At 45.4% G+C, this 26215-nt stretch carries 22 protein-coding genes; 6 read left to right on the forward strand and 16 right to left on the reverse strand.

All coding sequences use genetic code 11. The features are described from left to right. Positions 1-247: 247 nt before the first annotated feature. The 5 genes from CRENPOLYSF2_RS06100 to CRENPOLYSF2_RS06120 are packed head-to-tail and all read right to left on the reverse strand — an operon-like array spanning position 248 to position 5229. Positions 248-1471, reverse strand: a complete 1224-nt coding sequence (locus tag CRENPOLYSF2_RS06100) for an ABC transporter permease (RefSeq protein WP_217884076.1) — start codon at positions 1469-1471, stop codon at positions 248-250. Further along, positions 1468-2148 carry an ABC transporter ATP-binding protein gene (locus CRENPOLYSF2_RS06105; RefSeq protein WP_087143064.1) on the reverse strand — a complete coding sequence of 227 codons (681 nt, stop codon included), beginning with the start codon at positions 2146-2148 and terminating at the stop codon, positions 1468-1470. Before CRENPOLYSF2_RS06105 ends, CRENPOLYSF2_RS06100 begins: the two co-directional genes overlap by 4 nt. Beyond that, positions 2148-3263 carry an efflux RND transporter periplasmic adaptor subunit gene (locus CRENPOLYSF2_RS06110; RefSeq protein ID WP_245807922.1) on the reverse strand — a complete coding sequence of 372 codons (1116 nt, stop codon included), beginning with the start codon at positions 3261-3263 and terminating at the stop codon, positions 2148-2150. Before CRENPOLYSF2_RS06110 ends, CRENPOLYSF2_RS06105 begins: the two co-directional genes overlap by 1 nt. 17 nt (positions 3264-3280) lie before the next feature. Next, entirely contained in the window at positions 3281-4777 is a 1497-nt protein-coding gene (locus CRENPOLYSF2_RS06115; RefSeq protein ID WP_087143066.1) for a TolC family protein, read from the reverse strand. An 8-nt stretch (positions 4778-4785) separates the two neighbouring features. After that, on the reverse strand, positions 4786-5229 hold the full coding sequence (locus tag CRENPOLYSF2_RS06120) for a host attachment protein (RefSeq protein ID WP_087143067.1): 444 nt from the start codon (positions 5227-5229) through the stop codon (positions 4786-4788). 902 nt (positions 5230-6131) lie between these two features. Here CRENPOLYSF2_RS06120 and CRENPOLYSF2_RS06130 point away from each other — a divergent pair. Further along, a complete protein-coding gene (locus tag CRENPOLYSF2_RS06130) occupies positions 6132-6794 on the forward strand; it encodes a tetratricopeptide repeat protein (RefSeq protein WP_176371051.1) in 663 nt (220 codons plus the stop codon). A gap of 103 nt (positions 6795-6897) precedes the next feature. Here CRENPOLYSF2_RS06130 and CRENPOLYSF2_RS06135 read toward each other — a convergent pair whose 3' ends face one another. The 5 genes from CRENPOLYSF2_RS06135 to trkA all read right to left on the reverse strand — a co-directional run bounded on the left by CRENPOLYSF2_RS06135 (position 6898) and on the right by trkA (position 12373). Then, positions 6898-8793 (reverse strand): potassium transporter Kup, encoded by a 1896-nt coding sequence (locus CRENPOLYSF2_RS06135; RefSeq protein WP_087143070.1) that lies wholly within the window; start codon positions 8791-8793, stop codon positions 6898-6900. Positions 8794-8852: 59 nt separating this feature from the next. Continuing rightward, complete coding sequence (locus CRENPOLYSF2_RS06140; protein ID WP_217884077.1) at positions 8853-9155, reverse strand: type II toxin-antitoxin system RelE/ParE family toxin; 303 nt, start codon at positions 9153-9155, stop codon at positions 8853-8855. Further along, the gene (gene relB / locus CRENPOLYSF2_RS06145; protein WP_087143071.1) at positions 9127-9366 is read right to left on the reverse strand and encodes a type II toxin-antitoxin system RelB family antitoxin; all 240 of its coding nucleotides are present in this window, start codon (positions 9364-9366) and stop codon (positions 9127-9129) included. Before relB ends, CRENPOLYSF2_RS06140 begins: the two co-directional genes overlap by 29 nt. Before the next feature lie 121 nt (positions 9367-9487). Next, complete coding sequence (locus CRENPOLYSF2_RS06150; RefSeq protein WP_245807923.1) at positions 9488-10882, reverse strand: TrkH family potassium uptake protein; 1395 nt, start codon at positions 10880-10882, stop codon at positions 9488-9490. A 126-nt stretch (positions 10883-11008) separates the two neighbouring features. Next, entirely contained in the window at positions 11009-12373 is a 1365-nt protein-coding gene (gene trkA, locus CRENPOLYSF2_RS06155; protein ID WP_087143073.1) for a Trk system potassium transporter TrkA, read from the reverse strand. 445 nt (positions 12374-12818) lie between these two features. Here trkA and CRENPOLYSF2_RS06160 point away from each other — a divergent pair, with 445 nt between their 5' ends. Together CRENPOLYSF2_RS06160 and CRENPOLYSF2_RS06165 are read left to right on the forward strand one after the other, a co-directional pair. Next, complete coding sequence (locus CRENPOLYSF2_RS06160) at positions 12819-16025, forward strand: multicopper oxidase domain-containing protein (RefSeq protein WP_087143074.1); 3207 nt, start codon at positions 12819-12821, stop codon at positions 16023-16025. A 24-nt stretch (positions 16026-16049) separates the two neighbouring features. Next, positions 16050-16304 (forward strand): hypothetical protein, encoded by a 255-nt coding sequence (locus CRENPOLYSF2_RS06165; RefSeq protein ID WP_087143075.1) that lies wholly within the window; start codon positions 16050-16052, stop codon positions 16302-16304. 167 nt (positions 16305-16471) lie between these two features. Here CRENPOLYSF2_RS06165 and CRENPOLYSF2_RS06170 read toward each other — a convergent pair whose 3' ends face one another. Both CRENPOLYSF2_RS06170 and CRENPOLYSF2_RS06175 read right to left on the reverse strand, forming a co-directional pair. Beyond that, the gene (locus CRENPOLYSF2_RS06170) at positions 16472-17404 is read right to left on the reverse strand and encodes a trypsin-like serine peptidase (protein WP_140396814.1); all 933 of its coding nucleotides are present in this window, start codon (positions 17402-17404) and stop codon (positions 16472-16474) included. A gap of 48 nt (positions 17405-17452) precedes the next feature. After that, positions 17453-18286 carry a trypsin-like serine peptidase gene (locus tag CRENPOLYSF2_RS06175; RefSeq protein WP_176371052.1) on the reverse strand — a complete coding sequence of 278 codons (834 nt, stop codon included), beginning with the start codon at positions 18284-18286 and terminating at the stop codon, positions 17453-17455. Between the two features lie 647 nt (positions 18287-18933). On the opposite strand from CRENPOLYSF2_RS06175, the gene CRENPOLYSF2_RS06180 reads away from it, so the two are divergent. Genes CRENPOLYSF2_RS06180 through CRENPOLYSF2_RS06190 form a run of 3 tightly spaced genes read left to right on the forward strand, consistent with a single transcriptional unit; the run spans position 18934 to position 21697 of the window. Next, positions 18934-19167, forward strand: a complete 234-nt coding sequence (locus CRENPOLYSF2_RS06180) for a FeoA family protein (RefSeq protein ID WP_087143078.1) — start codon at positions 18934-18936, stop codon at positions 19165-19167. Then, a complete protein-coding gene (gene feoB / locus CRENPOLYSF2_RS06185) occupies positions 19167-21470 on the forward strand; it encodes a Fe(2+) transporter permease subunit FeoB (RefSeq protein WP_087143079.1) in 2304 nt (767 codons plus the stop codon). The genes CRENPOLYSF2_RS06180 and feoB overlap by 1 nt, the downstream gene beginning before the upstream one ends. After that, the gene (locus CRENPOLYSF2_RS06190) at positions 21470-21697 is read left to right on the forward strand and encodes a FeoC-like transcriptional regulator (RefSeq protein ID WP_087143080.1); all 228 of its coding nucleotides are present in this window, start codon (positions 21470-21472) and stop codon (positions 21695-21697) included. The genes feoB and CRENPOLYSF2_RS06190 overlap by 1 nt, the downstream gene beginning before the upstream one ends. A gap of 279 nt (positions 21698-21976) precedes the next feature. Here the strand turns inward: CRENPOLYSF2_RS06190 and CRENPOLYSF2_RS06195 are convergent, their stop codons facing one another. The 4 genes from CRENPOLYSF2_RS06195 to CRENPOLYSF2_RS06210 form a co-directional block, all read right to left on the reverse strand. Then, complete coding sequence (locus CRENPOLYSF2_RS06195) at positions 21977-23617, reverse strand: multicopper oxidase family protein (protein WP_087143081.1); 1641 nt, start codon at positions 23615-23617, stop codon at positions 21977-21979. A 255-nt stretch (positions 23618-23872) separates the two neighbouring features. Next, on the reverse strand, positions 23873-24604 hold the full coding sequence (locus tag CRENPOLYSF2_RS06200; RefSeq protein WP_087143082.1) for a pteridine reductase: 732 nt from the start codon (positions 24602-24604) through the stop codon (positions 23873-23875). 73 nt (positions 24605-24677) lie between these two features. After that, positions 24678-25043, reverse strand: coding sequence for a VanZ family protein (locus CRENPOLYSF2_RS06205; protein WP_087143083.1), 366 nt, complete (start codon positions 25041-25043; stop codon positions 24678-24680). 200 nt (positions 25044-25243) lie between these two features. After that, complete coding sequence (locus tag CRENPOLYSF2_RS06210) at positions 25244-26203, reverse strand: cupin domain-containing protein (RefSeq protein ID WP_245807924.1); 960 nt, start codon at positions 26201-26203, stop codon at positions 25244-25246. Positions 26204-26215 lie beyond the last annotated feature (12 nt).

Genomic DNA, 26215 nt, shown 5'->3' on the forward strand with positions numbered 1-26215 from the left:
AAAAAATAAGCTATTGAAATATATAGTTTTCATAAGGGGCTGGACGAGTATTTACTTTCGATGCGGACTAATCGATTGATTTACATTTAATTTTTATATGCTCTGAATTACTGACTGTGGCAAAAAAATCCATAATGCAGATTTACATACGCCGTGTGAACCAACCTTCTGAGAAGAACAAAGTTATCAAAGCGCAGTTAAAAAAACTATTGACTTAGGCCTGTCGAAATTGGCCATTTACACCAGCCTACTGATAGCGAAGCGCTTCTATAGGCTTGAGGTTGGCGGCTTTTCCAGCTGGATAAAATCCGAAGAATACCCCCACTGCGGTAGCTACGCCGAAAGCAAGCAATACTGAACTGAGTGTGACTACGACCAGCGTGTCATTGAATTGGCTATAGAAATACGCGCAGGCGACACCCAGCACAGCACCGATAAAACTACCCGCTAAAGAAATCATCACGGCTTCAAACAGAAATTGCAGCAATATATCGCGATTTTTTGCACCGATTGCCATGCGGATGCCGATTTCGCGGGTTCTTTCAGTGACGGACACCAACATGATGTTCATAATGCCGATACCACCCACCAAGAGGGACACTGAAGCAATCGCTCCCAGCATAGTCGACATTGCTTCTGTGGTGCTGGCGGCGGCTTGGGCAACGGCGGTGAGGTTGCGTACCGAGAAGTCATTCTCTTGTCCAACATGAATTCGGTGTCTGGTATTGAGTAATTCGTTCATGCTTTGTTCGGCTTTTGCCATGACCTCAGCAGATTTGGCTTTGACCAAAATCATCCTGACCATACCGGGAAATTGATTACCGAATAGTTGGCGTTGTGCTGTGGTAATGGGGATTAAAACGGTATCGTCCTGGTCGCGGCCATCCAAGCTTTGGCCTTTAGCCGCCAATACCCCTAAAACCATAAACGGGCTGTTTTTCACTCTGACCATTTTACCGACCGGATTTTCATCACCAAACAAATTACGCACCACGGTTTGCCCCATCAGCATGACCCGTGTGGCGGCACGAACATCGCTGTCGGTAAAACACGCCCCTGAAATAACCTGCATATCACGCACTTCCATCACCGCTGGCGTAGTACCTGACACTTGGGTACTCCAGTTGTTCGATGCATAAATTAATTGAGCGGTATTAAAAAGATTGGGAGCCACAGCAGCAATATCAGGCAGTTCACCAATGGCTTGGGCATCAGCCAAAGTGAGCGTTGGCACTGTGCCTGAACCTTGCCGAATACCACCCGCCGAGGTTGAGCCAGACAAGATAATAAACAGATTACTCCCCATAGAGGCTATGGAGTCATTCACCAGCATTTGCGCACCCTGCCCTATGGCTAACATCATAATGACAGCACCAACACCAAATACCATGCCCAACATAGTCAATAAAGTACGCATCCGGTTGGCAACCATAGCGGACCAACCTTCGCCCAGCAACGCACCGATAATCATGTGGGCTTGTCGCTGTCGATTTGCCCGTCTTTAACCCGTATTAAGCGCTTGGCATGGGTAGCAATATCCGGTTCATGGGTAACCAGAATAATGGTGATTTTCCGCTCCGCATTCATTGTCTCAAAAATTTTCATAATGTCTTCGCTGGTTTGGGTATCCAGATTGCCGGTGGGTTCATCCGCCAGAATCAGTTTTGGATCGGTAACCAAGGCTCTGGCAATAGCAACCCGCTGTTGTTGCCCACCTGACAATTGATTCGGTAAACGTTCACCCAATTCTGCCAAACCGACACGCCCCAGCATCTCTAGCGCTTTTGCACGCCGTGCCGCCTTACTTTTACCCGCATACAGTAACGGTAAAGCGATATTGTCCAATAGTGAGCTACGCGGCAATAAGTTAAAGCCTTGAAAAACAAAGCCGATCAAGTTATTGCGTAATAAAGCAAGTTCATCTGAGTTTAAGGTAGCGGTATCTCGGTCTTCCAGATAATAATGCCCAGCGGTGGCGGTATCTAAACAGCCCAGAATATTCATCAGCGTAGATTTGCCAGAACCGGAATGCCCCATAATGGCGACAAACTCACCGCCTTCGATAGTGAAATTAATATCCTTAAGCACGGGTACGTTGGCTAAATATTGCTTATACAGTCCGGTAACACAAATTAAAGGCCTTATCATCAGAAGGCTTTGATCCGGAAGTTTTCTTTCGCTGCGCTTTGAACTTTGGTTTTGTCTAATTGAAGATCTTCTAAGATAACCGCATCCCCTGCTTTTAAATCGCCACTCATTAATTCAACATACTTGCCATCAGCAATACCTATCTGCACGGGAATGGCCTGGACTTTGTTGTCCACTAAGCGATAAATAATATTGCCAGACTTTGGTGCAACCGTACCGCTAGGGCGAAACTTCAGTGCTGCCAAAGGCAATTTCAGAGTATCTAGGCGTTCCTTAATAACGATACTAACGAAGGCCGTCATTCCGGGCAATAATATTTCTTCTGGATTATTGACGTCCACCACGACGTCATAGGTCACTACATTCTGCAACACTGTGGAATCCAGCCTGACACGCCGAACCTTACCCTTAAAAAGCCGGTCAGCATAGGCATCGACGGTAAAACTGACCGCTTGTCCGATACGGACACCGCCGACATCAGCTTCGGCAACCGAGGTGTCAATCTGCATCCGTTTTAAATCCTGGGCAATCTTAAATAAGGTGGGGGTAGTAAAGCTGGCCGCAACGGTTTGGCCTATATCAATACTCCGCGACACCACTACTCCGGAAACGGGGGATTTGATGATGGTATAGCCTAAATTGGTTTTATCGCGTTTAAGTACGCCTTGTGCTGACTTCACCTGTGCCTGGGCAGCCGCTAACGCCTGGATCGACTGGTCGCGTTCTGATCTGGGAATATAATCTTGGCCATAGAGCTCTTTCGCGCGGCTGGCATTGGCTTCAGCCAATTTTAGAGAGGCATTGGCATTGGCGAGATTCGCTTGGCTTTGTTCGAGTTGCGCATTAATCAAGGCAGGGTCAATTTCTGCTAAAACCTGATTTTTTTTTACCCGATCATTAAAATCAACATTCAGTTTATTAACCACCCCCGAAATCTGGGTACCGACATTGACCAACACCACGGGGTTGAGCGTGCCATTAGCGGAAACAGATTTGACAATATTGCCTTTTACTAAGGTTTCGGTGCGATACTGGGGTAAAGGTGCAGATTTTGGCCACTTCAGGTAACCATAAGTCCCCGCCATTGCCATCAGTAGCACAAGCAAAATTTTCACTGTTCGCGTCATATCATTTATCTGGGCAAGGAGGCATAATCTAACCGCCCCAAGGCCTGCGCCAATTGAGCTTTTTGGGTTAGCCACGTATATTGTGCCTGGATGAGTTGCAGCCGGGCATTGGCAAGACTAGATTGGGCATTCAAAAGATCGATAACAGTGCCGGCACCAGCTTCATAACTGCCCATCGCCACTTGTTGCGTTTGCAACGCACTTTCCAGTAACGCTTCACTGCTATTGAAGCTCTCATAGGCGGTATTTAATAGTTGATAGGATCGCCAAACATCCAAACTCACAGATTGATCCAGCTGATCTAAGTTCGCCCGTTTAACCTCAAGCTGTTCTTTGGCGCTGCGGATTTGGTAAGTCGTATTGAAGCCTGTAAATAGAGGTACGCTCACTTGCATACCTAGCGTCCAGCTTTGGGTATCGCTAGGTATGCTGGTATGGTTGTAGCCGTAATTGGCAATCAAGGAAATCGTCGGCAGATGCCCCGCTTCTGCGGCTTTAACATTCGCTTCGGCCGCCTTAATAGTGGCTTCGGCGGCGGCCAAATCAGGACGTAAAGTTTTGGCTTCTTCAATCAGTTGATGCACATAGCTGTTTTGTTGGGCATCTGGTTTAGGGAGAGAAGGCGGGGCAATAGCCAAGTGATAATCGGCTTCGAGTCCTAATACATTGGCTAAAGTACCGCTAGCAATCCGGGCATCGCCTTCAGTCTTTTGCCGATTCAGTTTGGTTTGGGCAAAGGCTGTTTTCGCCAGGAGTTCATCGACTAAAGCGACCGTACCGATTTCATGTCGGGTTTGCGCCGCTAAAAAAGAGGCCTGGCTGGCTTGCTCGGAAATGATGGCCGCTTCTGCGGCGGATTGCGTGGCAAACACTTGATAATATCCCTGAATGGCAGACAACATGACCGACTGCAATACCGCATCATGCGTCCAATTCGACGCTTTTAGGGTTTGTTGGGCGATTTCAAGCTGCGCTTCGCGTCCACCAAAGTTATACAACAAATAATTTAAGCTGAGTACCGGCGAAAAACGATTAATCTGTTGTGTAGCACCATTGCTATTACTGATACTGGTAACTTGCAAACTGCTGCTGGCTGAATTCATACTGCGTGACACTGAGGCATTCAGCGTAATCGTCGGCAAATAAGCCGCTTTGGCGATACCGACTTGTCCAGCCTGGTACAGTGCATTCGCCCAGGCTTGACGGGTTTGCGGATTGTGACACAATGCCTGATTAAGTATATCCACCAGCGTCCACGCGTGTTCGTCTGCTCTGTTCAGCTGGCAGGGATCTTCAGACTGTTGCTGATTTCCCCCTGAACTTTGGCTGACTTGTTGACGGGTTGCGAATGGATCATCCAGTATGCCATTGTGTCCCCACGCCGCCCGTAGTGACCAGCACAGTAAAATGCCAGTTCCTAAAAGCCTACTATAGAGCTTTAAGCGCACCCTATTGCCAATGGGCAGTAAGCACTTAATGCCCCAAAAACCAATAAATAACATGCGCTGACTCAGTGATGCGGTAAAAACTCCGGTAAGTGCTGACGAATATCCGTAACACTCAAGGTTGTTATACTTTTATCCACGGTATAACACACCGATTTTTCTAACTGATCTGGCAATTGGCTACGTAGTAACCCCAAAAAAGACGGCCCTGCTACCAGAATTATTTGTTCAAATTTATGGGCGTTGTACGCCTCTACCAGACAATCCTTAATTAACTTCGCAAACACATCTGACTCATGTTGTTTAGGGTCGGTTTGCTGGCTAAAGGCATGTCCTACCCCGTCAGAAGATTTAATGCGTCCAGGTAAATCGGTGGTTATTTCCCGGTCATGCAATCGACCCTCGGGATGCGCCAGGCCATCAAATTCTTCTAAAGCAGAGGATGGCGTAGCCGCCGTAAAAAAACGGGCGCGGGTATTATCAGCGACCAGTATCCAAGTTAATTTCATCACGATGTCCTTTTAAAGTAATAGCCGACAAGCGAATAGGCTTGCCATTCAAGTATTGGCTACCCGCTTAATACTGGACAAAATGTAGGTTGAGCCTGCCAAACAGCAGGCAGCCTAACCTACTTGAATGCTATTATTCTTTGCCCCGCATTAAGTTGATAGTGGTAAATAAGACTCCCTATCAGAGATGGCATTATTTGCTTTTTTTATACGATCGTCTGTTCGATAGCGTACATAGGTGTGACTTTTCTAAGTCGCTGACAGAAGGGTGTCGCTGGGCTGATGAAAATCAGCCATAATTTATCGCATTATCGATAACAAAGTTGTATGGTTTATGTTCCGTTTAAGAAAAAACAAACTACAGCATGTCAGAAAATATTTATACAAGCTCGCTCAGGAAATCAGAGCTTGTAGGGTGGTTTCGCGCCAGCAAACCGCGAATCAACGCTCAATGCCAATGTCCAGTAGACGCATTGTGGCGGATTGCCTAGCAGTGAATCCACCCTACAATTTTGTTCTGTCGTATGTTGCAAAGACCTACGAGGTTTTTAAAACCTCATAGGTTTCACGCTGGCCAAAAACATACCCAACATATCAAAATTGACTAAGTACTGGCCTCAGTCATTTTTGTTCTAGCAGAAATAGCCAATCTATCGAAAAAAAATAACTCATGGCTCAACAAGCCTACTACCCTCACAAATGAGCCTATCAATTCAATTTCAAAACATAATTGTACTAAACTGAAGATTAGATTCATTGAATCAAAATTACCTATAACAAACGCAGACACTTCAAGAGGCTTGCCGCACATTAACTTATTGGCGCTGCTGGCATTTTTCGTGGTTATCAATAATGTGTTAATGAATTTTTACCTATACTTTTATACCTGTAGACCGATCAAAATGGATATTAAACGCCTATTATTATTTTACACGCTTATTTTTTTAGCAAACCGTGTCTGGGCAGAGGCTAAAGCACCTTGGGTGGGCACCAGTTTATTAGGGACACCTTGTATTGGAGGCGGACAAGGTTACGGGCCTTTTGATTACACGAAAAAAAAATCATATACACCAGAAAATCTTATACTGGTTGAATCCGCACATTTTACGCCAGAAGTGGAAAACTTAATTAAAGGTAACCGTGGCTATTTAGACAGTGATATCGACTACACATTAAGAGCCTGGCCTAACCATCATCGGGCATTATTGAGTATCACTCGGTATCAATTAAAAATTGACAACAAATTAAGTAATGCTCGGCTAAAAACGCCGGTTGAATGTTATTTTCAACGAGCGCTTCATTTTAGCCCTAAAGATGCTATCAGCTTATCGCTTTATGGCTATTTTTTACGAAAAACTGGACACTTAAAAGCCGCCGTGTCTGCTTATGAACAGGCGCTTACGCTCGCACCAGATACCTCTAAAATGGAATACGCTTACAGTCTGTTGTTAATTGATCTTAAGCAATATGACAATGCACTGGTATATGCAAAAAAAGCCTATCAACACGGTATGCCACCCCAAGGTTTAAAAAATAAATTAATTAAATTAGGCGCGTGGAAATAAGCCGCTTTAGTATTTGCCTAAATGGTATGCACTCACCTCCCTCTTTGAAAAAGAGGGGGACTGAATGATTACCCTGTGTATTAAATTTGTTAATCGATGCCTGTTAAATATCCAGATGACACCCCAAATCCACCACACGGTGAGTAGGAATATTAAAATACTCCATCGGACTGGCAGCGTTACGCCCCATCCAGCTGAACAAATGCTCACGCCAGAGTGCCATGCCAGGCCGAACCGTCGGAATGGCAATTTCGCGGCTTAAGAAGAACGAGGTTTTTTCCAGATCAAACACCAAGCCCAGTCGCGCACATAAGGCTAATGTAGTCGGTACATCCGGATCTTCCATAAAGCCATAGCGGGAAATTACACGGAAAAATTGTGATCCCAAGTCCTGTATTTCAATGCGTTCACCGACTTGTAAATAAGGCTCATCTTCCACTTCCAGCGTCAAAAACACCACGCGCTCATGCAACACCTTATTATGTTCTATATTGTGTAAAAATGCGTTCGGGACAGCCTTGCTGTTGCTGGTCATAAACACCGCCGTACCCGATGCGTGTAGCGTAATATCATGGCGTAACTTTGCGGTATCAGTGGTTAAGGGCATGATTTCCGCCAGCCTTATCGCCATTAAGCGCTTGCCTTGTCGCCAGGTAATCAACACAGTAAAAATAATTACCCCCATCGCCAGCGGCAACCAGCCGCCGCTGGGAATTTTATGCAGGTTAGCGCCAAAGAACGCCAAATCTACTACCAGAAAGACTACCATCAGCACGCTGACTTTTGCCCAGTGCCAATGCCAGCCTTTCAGCATGACGATACCGGCCAGCAGAGTTGTCACCACCATCGTACCGGTTACCGCGATACCGTAAGCAGCGGCGAGTCCACTGGAGGTTTTAAACAGGATAACCAGCAATATCACGCCAATTAATAACCCCCAATTGACTATCGGTACGTAAATTTGGCCGATTTCCTTGGCGGAGGTATGGCGAATTTGTACGCGTGGGAAAAAACCCAGTTGTACAGCTTGCTTGGTTAACGAAAACGCGCCAGTGATGACGGCTTGCGAGGCGATAACGGTGGCTAAAGTAGCCAGAATAACCAGCGGTATCAACGCCCATTGTGGCGCTAACAGATAAAACGGATTTTGTACGGCAGCGGGGTTTTGAATGAGCAATGCGCCCTGGCCATAGTAGTTGAGCAACAAGGCCGGCATAACAAAACTGAACCAGGCATAGCGGATCGGCTGCCTGCCAAAGTGTCCCATGTCGGCGTACAAAGCTTCTGCGCCGGTTAGCGTTAGCACTACCGCACCGAGACTTAAAAAGCTCAACAGTGGATCGTGCTGCATAAAATGCACGGCATATTGTGGGTTAAGCGCCTTTAGTATCTCTGGGTATTTTAAGATATTCATCACGCCCAGCGTGGCCAATACCAAAAACCACAGGCACATAATCGGGCCAAAAAATTTGCCGATTAGCTCAGTGCCGTGGTGCTGGATGGAAAACAGCAAAATTAAAATAACCAGCGCCGTGGGCAGGATAAAAGTTTCCAGCTTGGGGGCGATAACGCCCAAACCTTCGACGGCACTGAGTACTGATATGGCGGGGGTGATGATGCCGTCACTGTAAAACAGCGCCGCGCCCAATAAACCCGCCGACAGCGCAAATTTGGCCAGCCAGCCTTTGTCGCCGGTGAGTTTATGGGTTAAGGCAAACAATGCCAGAATGCCGCCTTCGCCGTGGTTGTCGGCTTTCATAATGAAAATCAGGTATTTTAGGGTGACCACCATGAGGATCGACCAAAACACCAGCGATAACACGCCCATGACATTATCAGGGGTCAATGCGGGCGCGTGTTCACCGAGAAAGCATTCTTTCAGCGCATACAATGGGCTGGTGCCGATATCGCCATACACCACACCGATAGCGCCTAATATTAAAGCCGCACTGGAGGTTTTATGGCCATGAGCATCTGGCGTTTTTGGGTTGTCCGACATGAGATTAATCTCGATTGAAATAATAAATGAAGTCTGTCTGTGAAAGGCGTAAAAGTCAGTTACTCAAAACTTTTTGGCCATAGTTTAGCGACGTGATGAACGCGAATAATTTCTACCTGTTCGTTGCGTACTCGATACACAACAATATAGTTTTTGTGTACGACTAATTCTCGTGTACCCATGACACGACCAGGACGACCAAGCTCAGAAAAATCAGCAAGCAGATGAGTTTTGTTGCGGATTTCTTGTACAAAAGTGTTGGTGCGAACGGCTTTATCTTGTGCGCTGTAGTCAGCGATTAAACTTACATTTTTAAGCGCTGTTTTCGTCCATTTAACTATCATATTGCGCAAAAAAAGCATCTACTTCTTCCACGCTGGCAAATTCGCCACGGTCTGCTTCTGCCAACCCACTTTTTACATCTTGAATTTGCCACATTTCTACTTCGATGTAGCCGCGCAGCGCTTCTACAGTCAAAAAACTTTTTGTGCGTCCAGTGGCTTTGGTGAGCGCCTCAAGTTGACCAGCAAGCTCCAAAGGTAAGCGTACATTAAGACTTTTTTCGGTTTGCATAGGATTTAACCATAGGATGGTGTATTACGTGAACAGTATAAGTAATACAAAAAACCTGTCAACAGAAGAAACTGCGCCCGAAATAGTAGCTGTATGAGGCGGCACAAACTCACGGCTAAAATTATTTACGCCAAAACTCCGGCACAAATAAAATAATCACCGAAAATATCTGTACGCGTCCCAGCAGCATGGCCACCGTGCAAACACCGGTTTGAAAGTCGCTCAAGCCTGCGTAATTGCTGGCAGGACCTACCTCATTAAGGCCAGGGCCTGCGTTATTAAAACACGCGACAATAGCAGACAGTGCGGTAATAAAATCCAAGCCACTCAATAACAGGGTAAACACCAATACCACAATGCACATAAAATACAGAAAGATAAAGCCGGTGACCGAAGTAACAATACTGTGGCTGATGACATTCTGACCAATTTTTACTGATTTTACCGCATTAGGATGTATAAATTTAAACAGTTCCAGGCGTGTCTGTTTGAGCAGGATGATAGTGCGAATCATACGCATACCACCGCCGGTAGAGCCAGACGAAGCCGAGATACAGCTGAGAAACAGCATCCACATCGGCACAAAAATAGGCCACTTATTAAAATCTGTGTTGGCAAAGCCGCAATCAGTGGCAATGGTGATTAAATTGAATGAGCTATAGCGCAAGGCTGTTAAATAATCTGGATACGTGCCGTTATGCCATAAAACACCTGCGGTTAATAAACAACTGCCCAGTACCAGCGCCAAAAAAGCCTTGGCTTCGGCATCGCGGCCATAAGGACGTAATGATTGTTTTTTAAGGACAACAAAATGGGTGGCAAAGTTGATGGCCGCTAATAGTTGAAAAATGGACAATACCACTTCAATGGTCAGGGAATCGAAAAAGCCCACACTGCTATCGTGGGTGGAAAAGCCGCCCAAACTCATCGCGGCAAAGGCGTGGCATACTGCATCAAACCAGTTCATCCCTGCCAATTTTAGCGCGATAATGCAGGCTACCGTAAAGCCTGCATACACATACCACAAGGCTTTAGCGGTTTGGGCAATGCGCGGGGGTAAGTCGGATTCTTTAACCGAACCTGGTGATTCGGATTTAAGCAACTGCATACCACCGACCCCTAAAATCGGCAAAATGGCAATGGCGAACACAATGATGCCCATACCGGCAATCCAGTTTAATTCATGTCGCCACAAATTAATCGACTTGGGTAAATGGTCGAGGCCGCTCAGTATGGTCGCCCCTGTTGTTGTCAGCCCCGATACCACTTCAAAATACGCATCAATAAAACTGAGTTGCGGCATGTAGAACAGTAACGGCAAGGTACAAAATACTGGGATTAAAGACCAGGTGATGGTCACCAGTAGAAAGCCGGCCTGACGAGAAACCTTTTTAGGAATGTGTCGGGTCGGGAAAAACATAAGCAACCCAGCTATCAAGGTAATCAACGTGCCTTGCAAAAAAGCATTAGTCGCACCGTCTTGTATGATCTGTGACAACAGCCAACAGGTTGCCATTAGGCTACTGCATCCTATGGTAACCAGGCCGAAAATATGGATAATGGTGAAAATAACGATCATGATGTTAGGTATTTACCTTAGACCTCGTTATAACGACGCTACGTGGTCTGTTTGGGGAATCACTTAATTGAGTGGCTGGAACAGTTTTTCAATGTTCACTACCAGATTTTTATCCATCGCAAACATAACAACATGGTCGTTTTCTTCAAACACACTGTCATGATGAATAGAAATGACTTTTTGGTTGCGGATTAATGCCCCCAACACAATGCCTGCTGGAAATTTAATGGCATCCACGCGTTGCCCGACTACAGTATGCGAGCCGTTATTCAAGTGAGCAACTGCCTCAATCGCCTCTGCTGTGCCGCCGCATAATGAGCTGACTTGCGCCACATCGCCTTTACGGACGTGCTTTAAAATAAAGCCCAGCGTTTCCTGATTGGGCAATACCGCGACATCAATACCCGTGCCTGGCAGTAGTTTGCTGTAAGACATGTTATTCAGCAGGCAAATCACCCTGCGTGCGCCCAAACTTTTGGCCAGTGAGGCGGAAATAATATTTACACCATCGTTATCGGTGACCGCGCAAAATAAATCCGTGCTATCAATAGACTCATCCAGCAACAAAGCTTCGTCCGAACAATCGCCTTTTAAGATGATGGCCTTTTCAATTTCATTGGAAATTTTCTTAGCGCGTCGGAGATCCTTTTCAATGATCTTGACCTGATAATCGTCTTGCAAGGCCAAACCCAAACGTTTACCGATATGGCCGCCGCCAGCGATAATAATTCTTTTAATAGGCGCTTCTAGTTTATGTAAGGCGCGTAGTACACGACGTACTTCATCACGCGGTGCAGCAATAAACAATTCATCGCCCGTTTCAATAGTGGCATCACCCGTGACTTCCAGTGGCTTGCCCTGGCGAAAAATAGCGACGATACGAATTTGGCCGCTGGCCATCAAGCCTTTTAAATCCTTGATTTTTTTGCCAGTGACAAAGCCATCCACCATGACTTTAACGGAAAACAAACGCACCAAACCACCTGCAAATTCTGAAACATGCAGCACACCGGGGAATTCAATGAGGTTGTGTATGGCATTTTTGACAATTTGCTCGGGGCTGATGACATGGTCTATGGGGATACCATTCGGGCCGAACAAATGTGGGTGTTTTAAGAAATCAATAGCGCGGACGCGAGCGATGGTTTTGGGCCGGCTGTACAAGGTGTTGATCACCATGCACGCCAACATATTGGTCTCATCACTGTCGGTAACAGCAATGACCATATCGGTGTTTTCTACACCGGCTTGCTCTAAAACACAAGGATGAGCGGCATTACCGGTTACGGTGGCAATATCGAACTTTTCTTTCAGAGCATCCAGCAGTGGCTGTTTAAAATCCACTACCACAATATCGTTATTTTCACGCGCTAGCGCTTCAGCAACCGACGAACCTGTTACGCCAGCGCCGAGTATAAGTACCTTCATTTATAGCCTACAAAAATTTAGTGCTATCAATTTTAATGCTTGATAACCATCAGTAATCTCGATGGGTGGCTATTTTAGCGTAATTAAGGACTGAGAACACGGGTTAATTTAAACTTACCCTCATTGTGTATTTTAGGTTGGCAACTTAAAGATCGGGCAATTAAAAAATCCGTTCCTTGTCGAATCATGAACAACAAACCTTTCGACAAGCGTAGATACCATCTTAAGTTGATGGCCTGTATTTTGGGCAATGAACAGCATTGATAGAAATGTTTATCTTAAAACGTAAAATACACCTTGTTGATTTATTTGGAACCGTTAATTTAATTGACATTTAACACTATAATCGTTAGATTTCTGCGTCGCTTTCAGAAGTCTTTACAGGTTTTCACGGATGAGTTTATAAAGAACAAGGTTACTGCCATACTTTAAATCGAGTCCATTAATGTTAAAAAATATAGCTTTGGCAAGTACGTTAATTCTGTTGTCTATAAATACTGCGCTAGCAGCACTGTCATGGAACTTCAAGTCTGACATACGTGCAGAACTGTCTCCTACCCAAAAGGGTGTATGGGGCTTTATGCAAAATATTCCTGGTAACACCAAGCCTGCCAAATATACTTTACTGCCAACGTACCAAAGTAATTGTGATTTGACACGTTGGCATGTGCCTCGCGATCCCAATTTTAGTTGCTGGCAAGATATAAAATCAGAAGCCGTTATTGGTACACCCACCAAAGGAACATTTTATCTCTACATGATACCTGGCAAAGACAATCAGCTTATTTTGCGCTGGCAAAGCCCCATAGCAGGCAATGTTAGTATGACAGGTCGGGTTACGGATACCGATGACGGTTTAATAAACTGCAATAAAGGGGGTCACGATGGTATCAAATGGTTTTTAAGAACAGAAACAGCCATTCTTAAACAAGGGGTAATAGCCAATGGTAAAGGCGCAAGTTTTGCCATTCCACGCTTACCTGTAAAAAAGGCGGCACGTTTATATGTTGTTATTGATAAAGGCAAAAACAATTGGTGCGATTCAACTGATGTAGATTGGAGTATTAAACAGCTCACAACCGTTACGCCGCCCGCACCCACTGTTTTTGGGGCGGCAGGCGGTATTGCGTTTACGGATAAAGTGGCCAGCACACAGACATTAACCGGCATTGCTCTGCGCACCCAGTGGTGGATTACCTCGATTCAAGGCTTAACAAATGGCAGGGCGTTGCCGGTACATGGGACATCAAGCTCCGGGGCTAGGACGGTAGTCAAATGGCCAGCCAATGAATACCTGGTGCGGGCTTACGGAACTTATGGTGATTATCTAGGGAAAATCAGTTTCGTCACCAACACGGGTAAGGTATTAGGCCCGTATGGTGATGCAGATGCAAAGACCAGCCCGAAAAAATTTGATTTAAAAGTACCCGCCGGCAATCAGATCGTTGGTTTTAAAGGCCGAGCAAATACTAAAATTTTATATGCTATTGGCCTGATTTATCGTAAGGCCGCTCTTCCACCTGCAGTTGTTGCGCCAGATCTGGCGGTTACACTCGCGCAGCCTTTTCCTCCCTTAACGGCAACCGCGTTGAGCGAAATTACGGTAACTATTAAAAACCTGGGGACAAGCACGGCAAAAGCACCGCTGACGCTAACAATGCCTATGACAACAGGTATTGAAACCCCTATTAAGTTTGCACGCAATGTCGATGCCTGGGTTTGCATTACCAATAATGCAACAAAAAAACTTACTTGTACGTCCAGTAAAACGATAGCGGGGCATGGAAAAGAAACCTTTAAGTTAGCCGTTGCGCCGACAAATAGCATGGCAGGCAAAAAAATTGGGGCTTTTAAAGTAACGGTTAGCACTGTCGCCGGTGAAAAAAATATAACCAATAATACCGCATTATTGATACCAGCCGGAACTGTTAAGAAATTGAGTTTGCCTGGCATAAAAGACGATACTTACAGCAAGTTGCTGTTAAACCCAGCGATGATACGGAAAGCAGCCTTCTCGTTACCATTAACCAATTTATTGGCACCACACTACCAATTTAAGCCAGATACCAAGACATATTCTGGTTCGGATTTCTATAAATTAAACATTGACCGTATTAAGACCCATATTTTACCGCCGGGATTCCCCGCCACTACTGTAGATGCCTACGGTGATTGTGATTGCATGGAAACCTTTAGTTATCCCGCGCATACGATTATTGCAAATTCCACGCTGGACAAACGTGGTAAGCAAACGCTCATTCAATTTAATGATAATCGAGATGTTACAACGCATTTACTGCCGTTGGATGCCTCTATTCATGGTGCAGATCGAGCAGAGCCCCAGATCCGAAGCGTAGTTCATCTTCATGGCTTTAAACAAGTTGACGAAAAAAGCGATGGTTATCCTGAAGCCTGGAAATCCCCTTTGGGTAAAAAAGGTGAAGATTTCGTTAATTCAGAGTCAGGGCATAGTGTGCCTCATAATCCCGATCCCTTTGTTCAGCAAAATAAACAAGCTGCCAGTTTGTTATGGTTTCATGATCACACCTTAGGTATCACCCGGCTTAATGTTTATGCTGGTCTCGCTGGATTGTATGTGCTGCGCGATAACAACGAACAAGCCATGATTGACAATGGCAGTTTGCCTAGTGGTGCCTATGAAATTCCGCTGGCATTACAGGATCGTATGTTTCATACGGACGGTTCTTTAGCCTACCCTGACCGTAATCCTGAGATTAAGAGTGCTCCAAAACTCAGTATGCTGCCAGAATTTTTCGGTAAAGTAATCGTGGTGAACGGTATTGCCTGGCCGTATTTAGAGGTCGAACCACGCAAGTATCGCTTTAGGCTGCTCAATGGTTCCAATGCCAGGTTTTATAGTTTGACATTATCCAACAGTGCCGGTTTTTATGTATTAGGGACAGAAGGTGGATTTTTACCTGCCCCTGTTCCAACTAAAAGTCTAACCATAGGTCCAGGTGAACGCTATGATTTTGTGATCGATTTTTCAGCCGCCGCCCATAACCAGACCATAATACTGAAAAATTCGGCAAACTCGCCATATCCTGACGGCGATGACAAGGTAACGGCTGGACTGGATGATCAAATTATACAGTTTCGGGTTACACAACCGTTATCAAGCGTGCCCAGAAAATCATTGCCAACTAGGCTTCGCTTACCGGATACCACGGTTTTAAAGCCTGTTAAAACGCACCAAGTGTTATTGGCAGAAACTGTAGATCCACACGGTCGTGTGCTGCCTATTTTAGGCACTGTCAAAGAGGGCATTAAACATTGGATGGCTCCTCCTACTGAAGTCCCTAAAGCGTTTACTACCGAAACCTGGGAAATTTATAATCATACGGTGGATGCACATCCTGTGCATTTACACGGTGGGCATTTTAAAATTATAGATCGCCGAACGTTTAGCGCAGACGATAATGACTTAAAAGGTTTAACGCATATAAAGCTCTCTACCGTCTTAGAACCCAAAATTCCATATGAGCAAACCTGGAAAGATACGGTTATTGCTTGGCCGGGACAGATGACCCGCATTAATGTCAAGTTTGAAAATGCTGGGTTATTTGTGTGGCACTGCCATATTCTGGAACACGAAGATCATGACATGATGCGACCTTTGTCCGTGCAATAGCTCCCAATGGATAACGAGAAGATTATGAAGGCCTTATTACCGATTGTATTTTGTCTACTGTCTGTTACCGCCGTTGCTGAAGATATCTACATGCCACCAAAAATCATGACGGATGCAGAAGTCCGGCAAGCTGAAATTGATATGGAAAAAAGTCGGCTCGCCATCAGTTATCACTGGCGAACTCGCTTGGCCATAGCCCAAGAAAAAGCCAGGCAACAGGCTGAAATCGATGCGACTTTAAATAAATCCAGTGACGCTGATGTTGGACATAAGCATTAGGAATACCTCTAATTGTGTACTTCGACAAGCTCAGTGCGAACGGTATCCTAATTCAACTACTTATCCGTTCGTGGTTAGACAAGCTCACCACGAGCGGGACTGGCCAGGGCGAACAGATGAAATAACGGCTGAAACGCTTTTACCGCTGTGACAGCTAACGCAAGAAATTATTTGCTGCATGCCTCAGGACTCTCTTTACAGGCATAATCAATAATAAGTGATTCAAACCAGTTACCGAATTCACTGCCGCCTTGTTTCATCTGAGATGCCGGAGTGCCGTAAGATACAACCGATACTACAAAATTACGCTTAGCCCATCCTAACGAATCGCCCGTTGCAGGGGTGCCAAAGTTAAGGATGACGGGGCTGCCGTCCGAACCCCCCGCCATATTTGAGCCAAAAATTCCGGTATTATTGGGAGCTGTGGCAACATTGCTGTCTACTCGGTGGTTTATTTTGCCTTTATCCAGGTTATTGGAATAACCTAGTACCGTAACATGATGACCAATCATGCTGGACAGTTTGTAATTTAACACGCCCGTGAGGTCGCCAATGCGTTTGCCGGCACTGTTGGCTTTAAAGACGATAAGCGCGTAGTCAGCTCGGTGTGGCATTTTGCCGCCACCTTCATACCATTCAGTTCTTACCCAAGAATTATCAGTCCCCTCCCAAATGCCATAGCGTGCCGATGGACCATTCCGATAGCCCGGTGCAAACTTGAAATCTTTGAACCAGCCATCTTCTTTGCCATTACCAGAATGTACGCAATGACCGGCAGTAAGCACAATGCCGGGCTTTATCACGCTGCCCGTACAGACACCTGCCAAACCATCGGGCTTGGTAAACCAAAGTTTGCCGATAGCCCTATACGGAAAGGTGACATCTGCTTGACGCGGTATGACAGGGGAATCTGTATAGTATATTTTACTGCTACCAACCGCTTTAGGCATGGGTGGTATCGCTTGGGCGATGATGACGGGATTAAGCTTTTTATTGGCCATGGCGGCGTGTTGCGCCTTGGTGTCGAGCGCCAGGGCGGGAGCGGCAATCAACGTAGAAGCCATTACACAAAACAGGGAAATTTTTATTACTGTGGTCACGGATTATCCTTTTGAGAGAGCGGTAATGTGTACCAGATAAGGCAATTTCTAGCATGCCGAAGGCACTAGCTTGCATATGTCGTTTATGAAAGTTGAAAACTGTCCATCGAATTTGCTACCGGCTTGTTTCATCAGGGTGGCCTTGGGGGTATACGATACAACTGAGACGACACGATTGCGGTAATCACCACCGGCTGGATCACCTTCTGAATATTCCCCAAAATTAACTATAACCGGAGCCCCATCCGACCCTGTGCCCATATTAGAGCCAAACTCCCCCATGTTACCTGTGCCGTTAACAACAGTACCATCCACTCGGTGAAGGATCTTACCTTTATCCAAATTATTAGGATAACCCAAGACGGTAACATGATGACCCACCATGTGATTTTCCCAGTAACCTAGCCAGGTCAAGTGATCACCAATGCGCTTGCCTTTGATTTTTTCTTTAAAAATGATAACAGCATAATCAGTTGCGTGCGGCGGTTTACTGTGGCCGCTGTACCAGTCTGGCGCTACGAAAGGGCGGTATTCGATCTCAGTCCAAACGCCATTGGGTGTGGTATCTTTGTAATATCCCGGTTCAAATCGAAAATTGTAAGAATAACCACTGACTGAGCCATTGCCAGAATGCACGCAATGGCCAGCAGTAAGAACTAGGCCGCGTCTTATGATGCTGGCCGTACAAACACCTGGAGAGCCATTGGACTTGGTGAACGAGAGCCTGCCGATGGCATAAAAAGGATAAGAGGTATTGGCTGTAGGGGTGGTTACAGCAGAATCAGTAAATTGAAGCTTGCTGCTGCCCACTGATTTAACTACCGGTGTAGATGTCGGCAGTTGTATTTTATTGTCTAATGCCGAGTCTGAAAGCGATGTCACTATAGGCAATACGCTTTGAGCTGTTGCGTAATCTTCTGTTCGAAATGGTTGACTTTTTTCAAACGTCGATATCTCATTGCTCGTGATGCCTTGGGCTGTAGCAAAAAAAGGAAGCGTAAACAAAAATAGGCCTGTAATGTAAAGCAGGGAGTTTTTTTTGGATGGCATGGTTTTCCTCAAAATGAGTCAAGCATTAACGTTAAAATACAGTGTATTACCAGTGGCATTAACTTGTAATTAACATATTGATTTTAAAAAATATAAAGTCAATTTACATTTAGAGTGATTGTAAGAAAATCCAGTGGCAAGTGTCAATTTATTTGTAATAAAATGACCGTTATTTTAAAGAGAGTATGTAAAAAAATACTAAGGAACGTGCATGAAATAACTTGAGCAACTTAAACGCCACCACCGTTCGTGCTGAGCCTGTCGAAGCATGAACTTGCTCAAGTTATTTCGTGCGCGTTCCTAAGTTAATCATGTGTTATCTTGCATGACGGCAATGTTTTTAAAGGTGTAATTGCCAGATATTATTTTTTAGCCGTGCTATTGAATAGTTATAAATTGCTGTTATAGTATTGCTAATGAGAATGATTATTGATTCTTCTTTGATCTTTCGTTTATAGACCTCCCTAGGGTGTTACTGTATGTCGTTAAATTTAAAACATCTTGCTGTGGGCGATTTGGCTAAAATCACCGGCTTTGATAAGGCGGGTAAGGCTTATCGTAAAAAATTATTGGCAATGGGCTTAACCCCTGGCACACCATTCAGCGTGACCCGCTTTGCGCCAATGGGTGATCCGGTCGAAATTAAATTACGCGGTTTTTCGTTAACGCTCAGAAAGGATGAAGCCGCAGTATTGCTGTTAGAGAGGGTGTAATGCCAACTGACTGTACCATCGGTGTTGTCGGCAATCCTAATTGCGGCAAGACAACCCTGTTCAATGTACTTACCGGCTCCAAGCAACATGTGGGCAATTGGCCTGGTGTTACCGTAGAAAAAAAAACCGGCGAGTACCGCTACGCCAATCAAACCATCACCTTGGTTGATCTGCCTGGCACGTATTCATTAGAAGCCGCTGATGACCAAGTCTCTTTGGATGAAAAAGTCGCCCGTGATTTCGTTGCCTCCAAAGCCGCCAATGTCATTATCAATATTGTAGATGCCTCCAGTTTAGAGCGTAATTTGTATCTCACCTCGCAGCTCATTGAAATGCGTGTGCCGATGATATTGGTACTCAATATGATGGATGCGGTTAAAAAACGCGGCATCAAAATCGATATTGACGCGTTAAGCGCTAAGTTAGGCTGCCCTGTTGTCGCTATTTCTGCCGCCAATAAACACGGCATTGACAACTTAAAAGCAGCTATTAAAAATAGTGTTGTCAATCAACAAATTCCAACAGTAACTATCCCCTATTGCGATGCTTTAGAACAAGCCGTCACCGTGTTATCGCCGTTATTAGCGGAAACCGCCGCACGCAAGTCTTGTAATTTACGCTGGTTAGCCTTGCGCTTATTAGAAGATGACACGCTGGCCAAGCACATCGTCGGAACCGATTTATTACCCACTGTTGCGCAACTGCAACGCCAAGTTGAAAGTGATACCCACGATGAAATCGACATACTGGCCGCCGATGCGCGTTACGGTTTCGTTAATACGCTGACACTGGCTACGGTGTGCAAACTACACGAAATCAGTCGGCACAGAACCGAACAAATTGACCAGATTGTCCTTAACCGCTATTTGGGCATTCCGGTGTTTTTACTGGTAATGTACACCATGTTTATGTGTACGATTAATGTCGGCAGTGCGTTTGTGGATTTTTTCGACCAAGCCGTAGGTGCGGTGTTGGTGGATGGCTTGGGCGTATGGCTGGCCACAATACACAGCCCACAATGGCTGACCGTGTTGATTACTCAAGGTATCGGCAATGGCGTACAAGTGGTCTCTACGTTTGTGCCTGTGGTGGGCTTTTTGTTTATGTTTTTGTCGGCGCTGGAAGATTCCGGCTATATGGCCAGGGCTGCGTTTGTTATGGACCGAGCCATGCGGATGATTGGCTTGCCAGGCAAATCGTTTGTGCCGATGATTGTAGGCTTTGGCTGTAACGTACCGGCCATTATGGCGACGCGCACGTTGGAAAAACAGCAGGATAGAATCCTGACCAATTTAATGAACCCGTTTATGTCGTGTGGTGCAAGGTTGCCGGTTTATGCCTTGTTTGCCTCGGCATTTTTTCCGGTGGGTGGGCAAAACTTGGTGTTTGGTTTGTATTTGTTTGGGATTGCGGTCGCGGTTTTTACAGGTTTGATCATGCGCCATACCTTGTTTAAAGGCGAGACTACCCCGTTTATTATGGAATTGCCTGCTTATCACATGCCCACACTCAATGGCGTATTTATACGCACTTGGGATCGCTTAAAATCGTTTTTGTTTAATGCCGGCAAAGTGATTGTGCCGATGGTATTGGTGTTGAATTTACTTAATACAGTAAATACCGATCGCTCATTTGGCCAGCAACCCGGCAGTCAATCGGTACTCAGTGCAATAGGCCGCAGCTTAACGCCGCTGTTTCAACCGATGGGTATCGCGCAAGACAATTGGCCCGCTACCGTGGGCATTTTTACCGGTGTGTTGGCCAAAGAAGCCGTAGTCGGTACCTTGGATGCGTTATACAGCCAGCAAGCCGGGGTAAAAGCAGCCAGTAATAGCACGTTTAATCTGCAACAGGCTTTGCTGGATGCCTGTTTAACCGTGCCGAAAAATCTTATGGCTATCGCTGATAATGTGTTAGATCCACTGGGTTTAAGTGTTGAGTCTGCGGCCAGTGCGCAAGATGTTAAAGCGGACACTTACGCCGCCATGCGACACAGTTTTGATGGCAAGGCCGGTGCGTTTGCGTATTTGCTGTTTATTTTACTGTATGCGCCGTGCGTGGCGGCAACTGCGGCCATTTACCGAGAAACCAACGCCAATTGGACAGTGTTTGTGGTGTTGTGGACAACAGGCTTGGCTTACGGATCGGCAACTATTTTTTATCAAGCGGTTACTTATATGCAGCATCCTGGTTATTCGCTGTGCTGGATCAGCGGTTTGTTGGGATTGTTTTTAACGGTATTGTTCGGGCTTTGGTTATACGGTCGACAGGACATAATAAAACCAGTTCATGGGGTGATGTAATGATTTTATCTGACTTACGAGACTGTTTAAAAGAGCGCAAACGCATCGCTTTAAAAGATTTGGTCGACCGTTTTAATATGGATGAAGATGCGCTGCGCGGTATGCTGGGCAAGTGGATCAGCAAAGGAAATGTACGCAGATTGCCCACCGGCACGGCATGCAGTTCAGGCTGTGGCAAATGTGATCCGGCTTTAACCGAGCTGTATGAGTGGGTAGAAAAAATCTAATACTCAGTCAATTTTGATATATCAGGTATGTTTTTGACCCACATGAGACCGACGAGGTTTTAAAAACCGCATAGGTCATTCGATTTACCAGACAAAATAAATGTGACTGAGTATTAGTACTCAGTCACATTTATTTTGCCGAGTGTGAATTTTAAAAAACCGTTCGTGGTGAGCTTGTCGAACCATGAACCACAAATCCTTCGACAAGCTCAGCACGAACGGAGTATTTTATATTACTCGACAAAGTAAAAATGACTAAGTACTAGTTCACATTGAACGTTACTCAACAAGAAACTCACGCATCATACCCATATCTTCATGTTCAAGGTTGTGGCAATGAAACATGAACAAGCCTTTATAATCCTGAAACGGCTTGATGAGTCGCACTGTCTCACCTGGCATAACCAACACCGTATCCTTAAGACCGCTATTAACAAAGCCCTGGTTTACCGTGGCATAACCGCCTTCATTAGCAGAATCGATACTACGACTGACAATTTGAAATGACTGCCCGTGCAAGTGTATGGGATGTGCCATCGCCATCATACCGCCCATCATGCCCATGCCACCCATACCCATACCGCGACCCATTCCCATTCCACTCATGCCATGCCCACCGCCCTGATCATGGAAGATTTCTATTAATTGTACGGTGTTTAAGGGGATGCGTTCGTTATCCTGAACATCGTTATAGGCATGGGGACGACCATTGAGCAGCATTTGCATGTGACCTTCAGAAATTGTGATTGGCACTGGCTGGTTAGGATTATGGCTATCGCTGATACTGTATCGGCTTATTTTTGATAAAGTTGAGGGTAGTTTGGTGCTGTCCGTTACTTTTTGGGTGATGCGTGCGGTAAAAATGGGGTAATCACTACCCACCGGTAAACCATAAGCCTGGGAACGCATCATACCCATGCCCATTGCTGGCACAACACCGGAAAAAGCCAGGCTACGCATCACCAGCTGTGAACCCACGCTACGGTTACTGAAATCCGCCCACACATCCAGGCGCTCGCCAGGTGCGAGCATCACGTAAGGCATGTTTTCGGGCTGTTCCAGCAAGCCACCATCGACACCCAGCACGGTAATCGGTGTACCATCATCCCAGGCCAACTTATAAATACGTGCGGTTGAGCCATTAAGAAAACGCAATCGATAAGCGCGGCTCGCAACTTCCAGTTGCATCTCAGGATGGCCATTGACCAGAATTCTGTTGCCATAAAACCCAAACATACTGCCGTGCATACCGGGTGAATAGATCAGCTGATTTTGGCTATCAAAAAGCTTGTCTTGAATAACAATAGGGATTTCAAATTCGCCAGAGGGTAATCCCAAAGCGGCTTCTTCCTCATCGTTAATAATCATAGCTCCGACAAGACCGTGATAAACCTGGGTTGCGGTCGCTTCGTGCGGATGCGGATGATAAATAGCCATGCAGGCCCGATTAACCACTTCAAATTCATAGACAAACGTTTGCCCAGAACTAATGGCATACATCGGATGGCCGTCAACGTCGGCAGGCACATGCAAGCCATGCCAATGGGTAATAGTATTTTCGGACAGTTGGTTATGCAGGTGAATCCGCACTTTCTGGCCTTTCTGTAACCGTATGACGGGGCCTAAAAAAGAGCCGGGTATTGCGGTCAGCGTTTGCTCTGGACCGTGCAAAAGCTTGGCGGAATATTGCTGTACACGGGTCTTCTGGCCTACCAAAACGGCTACTTCGGTCTCTTGACAAAACAGCTCAAGCTCAACATCCGGTTTAAAGTTTGCCGATGCCGGTCTGGGGGGCAATATTGGCATCCCGTGCATACTTTCTGCGGCGGTCAACCAACTGGGCATACTGGCAAGGGTTAAGAAACCGATGCCGCTTTGTTTTAAGAAATGACGGCGTGATTGAAATTTTGTAGTGAACATAATAACTCCTCAATGGGATTCGTTATGCCATGCTCTCCACCGTTTGTCGTTACAAAAAAATAGGGCTATCCACCTAAATAGATTTTATTTAAATAAGCAGCCCTACAGATGAGATATGGAGGATGTCATAATGTTATCGACGAGGTCACTGTGACATGTTTAGATTAATGGGCTTTGATGTAAATCAAGAAAGTCATAAATTGCAGATGAAGCCTTAGTAATCGTAAAGTTCGGTGCCGATGTTTACCTGCAAATTCAGTAAAACAAAGTTCGACCACCATCCACCGTAAAGACCTGGCCAGTTACGTAATCAGCGTCTTTAACCAAATAACGCACAGCTTTAGCAATATCCTCCGGCATACCACATCTCGCTAGCGCTACACGCTGTATGATGTCAGTCTGCTCATGCTCGGATAGCTGTTTTTCCGGCCACAATATCGCGCCAGGTGCAATCGCATTAACCCGAATTGCAGGGGCTAATTCTTTAGCAAACACTTTCGTCATTGCAACCAAACCGGCTTTAGCAATACTGTACACTGCATGCCCTGGCAAGCCCCTCTCTGCATGAATATCAACGATATTAATAATGCAACCGTGTCGATCAGCCAAACACTCTGCCAGTGCTGTAGAGAGAAAAAAAGGTGCTTTAAGATTAGTGCCTAATAAATCATCCCATTGTTGCTCGGTGGTGTGCGCTAAAGGTGTTGGATAAAACGACGAAGCATTATTAATTAACACATCTACGCCTCCCCAACTGAGCCTGGCAGCTTGCACTAACAGCGCCAAGGCCTGGGTATTTAATAAATTTGCCTGCATGAGCTTGGCTGAGTTTGGCCGTTTTTGGTTAAATTCGGCACATAATTGTTCAGCCTCTTGGTGTGACACATGATAATGCAGCAAAATATTACAGCCTTCTTGGTGTAACAGCCGAGCGCAACTGGCACCAATACGTTTAGCTGCGCCGGTAATTAATACATTTTTTTTCACTGTATCGCCAAATCACTTGTTATAAGCGGCGTATAAGTGCATAGCCGAGAGCTTTTGCCCGTCATCAGAAGTCTTAACGGTGTTTAAAAACAACACCACGAATACTCCAAAATGCTATTGCACCCAGTAACGCGCCGGTAAAATTAGACAACGCATCGTGCAAGGACAATTGTCGGTTTGAGGTAAACCAATACTGGCAATATTCCAGAAGAATCCCGCTACTGCCACAAGCCAAAATAATCAACGCGGTCAGTGTCAATGATGAATCTTTACGTATAAAAGTCATTAATAACACAGTAGACAATACCCCGTAAGCCGACGCATGCGCAATCATATCCCAGGTTAAAAAACCTATTGCCGAATGCGAACTGGGCAACAGCCAAGGGTTGAGCGTTAAAAAAACAAGAATAACTAAATACAGAATGAGTAGTCGCATCATAAAGGGGAGTTGAAATTAGAACTGTACTGCAATTTAAGATTTTACCGAATGGCATCGCCAATAATTTTACAAAACGGCAAATGTATTGTACACGACCGATATTAAATTCTTCTTATTACTGCGCTGAGGTATTGACTGTCATTGAACATGCTGGGTTGATAAGTTACATCTGGGTAATATCTATTGCAAAGTAGCGGGCTTTACTGTGCAGAAATGTCTCCATTAGGCAGCACAAATTTTATGTCTAAACTTCTCAAATAGGTCTGTAATCCAGCATCTTGCAGGGGTATTAAATGCGCGTCGCCAGAGGATTTATTGTAATGTGCATGCCAGTAACCTGGCGGAGTAATAAAGACTGAATACGGTTTCCAATCTACTTTAGTCGCGTTTATTATTTCACCTGTTGCAGAAATTTTTGTGCCGACCAGTGTATAGCAACCAGGATCACAATCTAAAATTAAATCCAGAGCCACTGATTGATGCCGGTGCGGTAATTGTACCGCGCCTTTTGGAAGCACGCCGAGCATAGCCCACAGCGTATGGGTAACCGTTAACGTTTGATCTATTTCTTTATTGGCAAGCAGCACACTAATACGACTTCGGTTCACAGCATCCGCTTCTTTTCGCACTTTATCCAATTCGCGCAGAGAATCTTCGGCGGTATAAAGTGTCGGTTTAAAGCGTTGAATATCGGCTTTAACCCCCAGATAGCGCAGGAGCGGCTCATCATGAACCAAGTAAAAGGTAGAATCGGTATCAGCAAAATGGCGTATTACCTTACCAACCGGCAACACGACAAAATCACCTGTTTTCCAGGGTATATCCATGCCATCAAATTCAGTGTGACCACTGCCACGCATCACATAAAATATGTGCGATGTTGCGTTAAAGTTTGTAGATAACGCTTCTCCAGCCAAAATACGCACAAAGTTAGCACACAGAGCAGGACTGGTTGCAGGCGCTTCACAGCCTAGCTTTTCGCTTATATCAAGCGGGATAATTCGCGTGCCGCCGGTTTCATGCAGCTCGCTACCAAATTCTGCAAACGGAATTTTAGCGATAGCGCCAGAGCCGAGAGGATCGGCGGCTTTGGTGTATTCGTAGTAGATGCAATTGTCAGTTACAACCTTGAGCTTATCTGGTTTATCTAATGTAATCATAGAACTTATCTC

The sequence above is a fragment of the Crenothrix polyspora genome (assembly GCF_900163755.1).
GTDB lineage: Bacteria > Pseudomonadota > Gammaproteobacteria > Methylococcales > Methylomonadaceae > Crenothrix > Crenothrix polyspora.

Bases quoted from the DNA above. Each gene is read 5' to 3' on its own strand.
- CRENPOLYSF2_RS06100 (WP_217884076.1), bottom strand. From the start codon at position 1,471: ATGATTATCGGTGCGTTGCTGGGCGAAGGTTGGTCCGCTATGGTTGCC.
- CRENPOLYSF2_RS06105 (WP_087143064.1), bottom strand. From the start codon at position 2,148: ATGATAAGGCCTTTAATTTGTGTTACCGGACTGTATAAGCAATATTTA.
- CRENPOLYSF2_RS06115 (WP_087143066.1), bottom strand. From the start codon at position 4,777: ATGTTATTTATTGGTTTTTGGGGCATTAAGTGCTTACTGCCCATTGGC.
- CRENPOLYSF2_RS06120 (WP_087143067.1), bottom strand. From the start codon at position 5,229: ATGAAATTAACTTGGATACTGGTCGCTGATAATACCCGCGCCCGTTTT.
- CRENPOLYSF2_RS06130 (WP_176371051.1), top strand. From the start codon at position 6,132: ATGGATATTAAACGCCTATTATTATTTTACACGCTTATTTTTTTAGCA.
- CRENPOLYSF2_RS06135 (WP_087143070.1), bottom strand. From the start codon at position 8,793: ATGTCGGACAACCCAAAAACGCCAGATGCTCATGGCCATAAAACCTCC.
- CRENPOLYSF2_RS06140 (WP_217884077.1), bottom strand. From the start codon at position 9,155: ATGCTTTTTTTGCGCAATATGATAGTTAAATGGACGAAAACAGCGCTT.
- relB (WP_087143071.1), bottom strand. From the start codon at position 9,366: ATGCAAACCGAAAAAAGTCTTAATGTACGCTTACCTTTGGAGCTTGCT.
- CRENPOLYSF2_RS06150 (WP_245807923.1), bottom strand. From the start codon at position 10,882: ATGGCAACCTGTTGGCTGTTGTCACAGATCATACAAGACGGTGCGACT.
- trkA (WP_087143073.1), bottom strand. From the start codon at position 12,373: ATGAAGGTACTTATACTCGGCGCTGGCGTAACAGGTTCGTCGGTTGCT.
- CRENPOLYSF2_RS06160 (WP_087143074.1), top strand. From the start codon at position 12,819: ATGTTAAAAAATATAGCTTTGGCAAGTACGTTAATTCTGTTGTCTATA.
- CRENPOLYSF2_RS06165 (WP_087143075.1), top strand. From the start codon at position 16,050: ATGAAGGCCTTATTACCGATTGTATTTTGTCTACTGTCTGTTACCGCC.
- CRENPOLYSF2_RS06180 (WP_087143078.1), top strand. From the start codon at position 18,934: ATGTCGTTAAATTTAAAACATCTTGCTGTGGGCGATTTGGCTAAAATC.
- feoB (WP_087143079.1), top strand. From the start codon at position 19,167: ATGCCAACTGACTGTACCATCGGTGTTGTCGGCAATCCTAATTGCGGC.
- CRENPOLYSF2_RS06190 (WP_087143080.1), top strand. From the start codon at position 21,470: ATGATTTTATCTGACTTACGAGACTGTTTAAAAGAGCGCAAACGCATC.
- CRENPOLYSF2_RS06195 (WP_087143081.1), bottom strand. From the start codon at position 23,617: ATGTTCACTACAAAATTTCAATCACGCCGTCATTTCTTAAAACAAAGC.
- CRENPOLYSF2_RS06205 (WP_087143083.1), bottom strand. From the start codon at position 25,043: ATGATGCGACTACTCATTCTGTATTTAGTTATTCTTGTTTTTTTAACG.
- CRENPOLYSF2_RS06210 (WP_245807924.1), bottom strand. From the start codon at position 26,203: ATGATTACATTAGATAAACCAGATAAGCTCAAGGTTGTAACTGACAAT.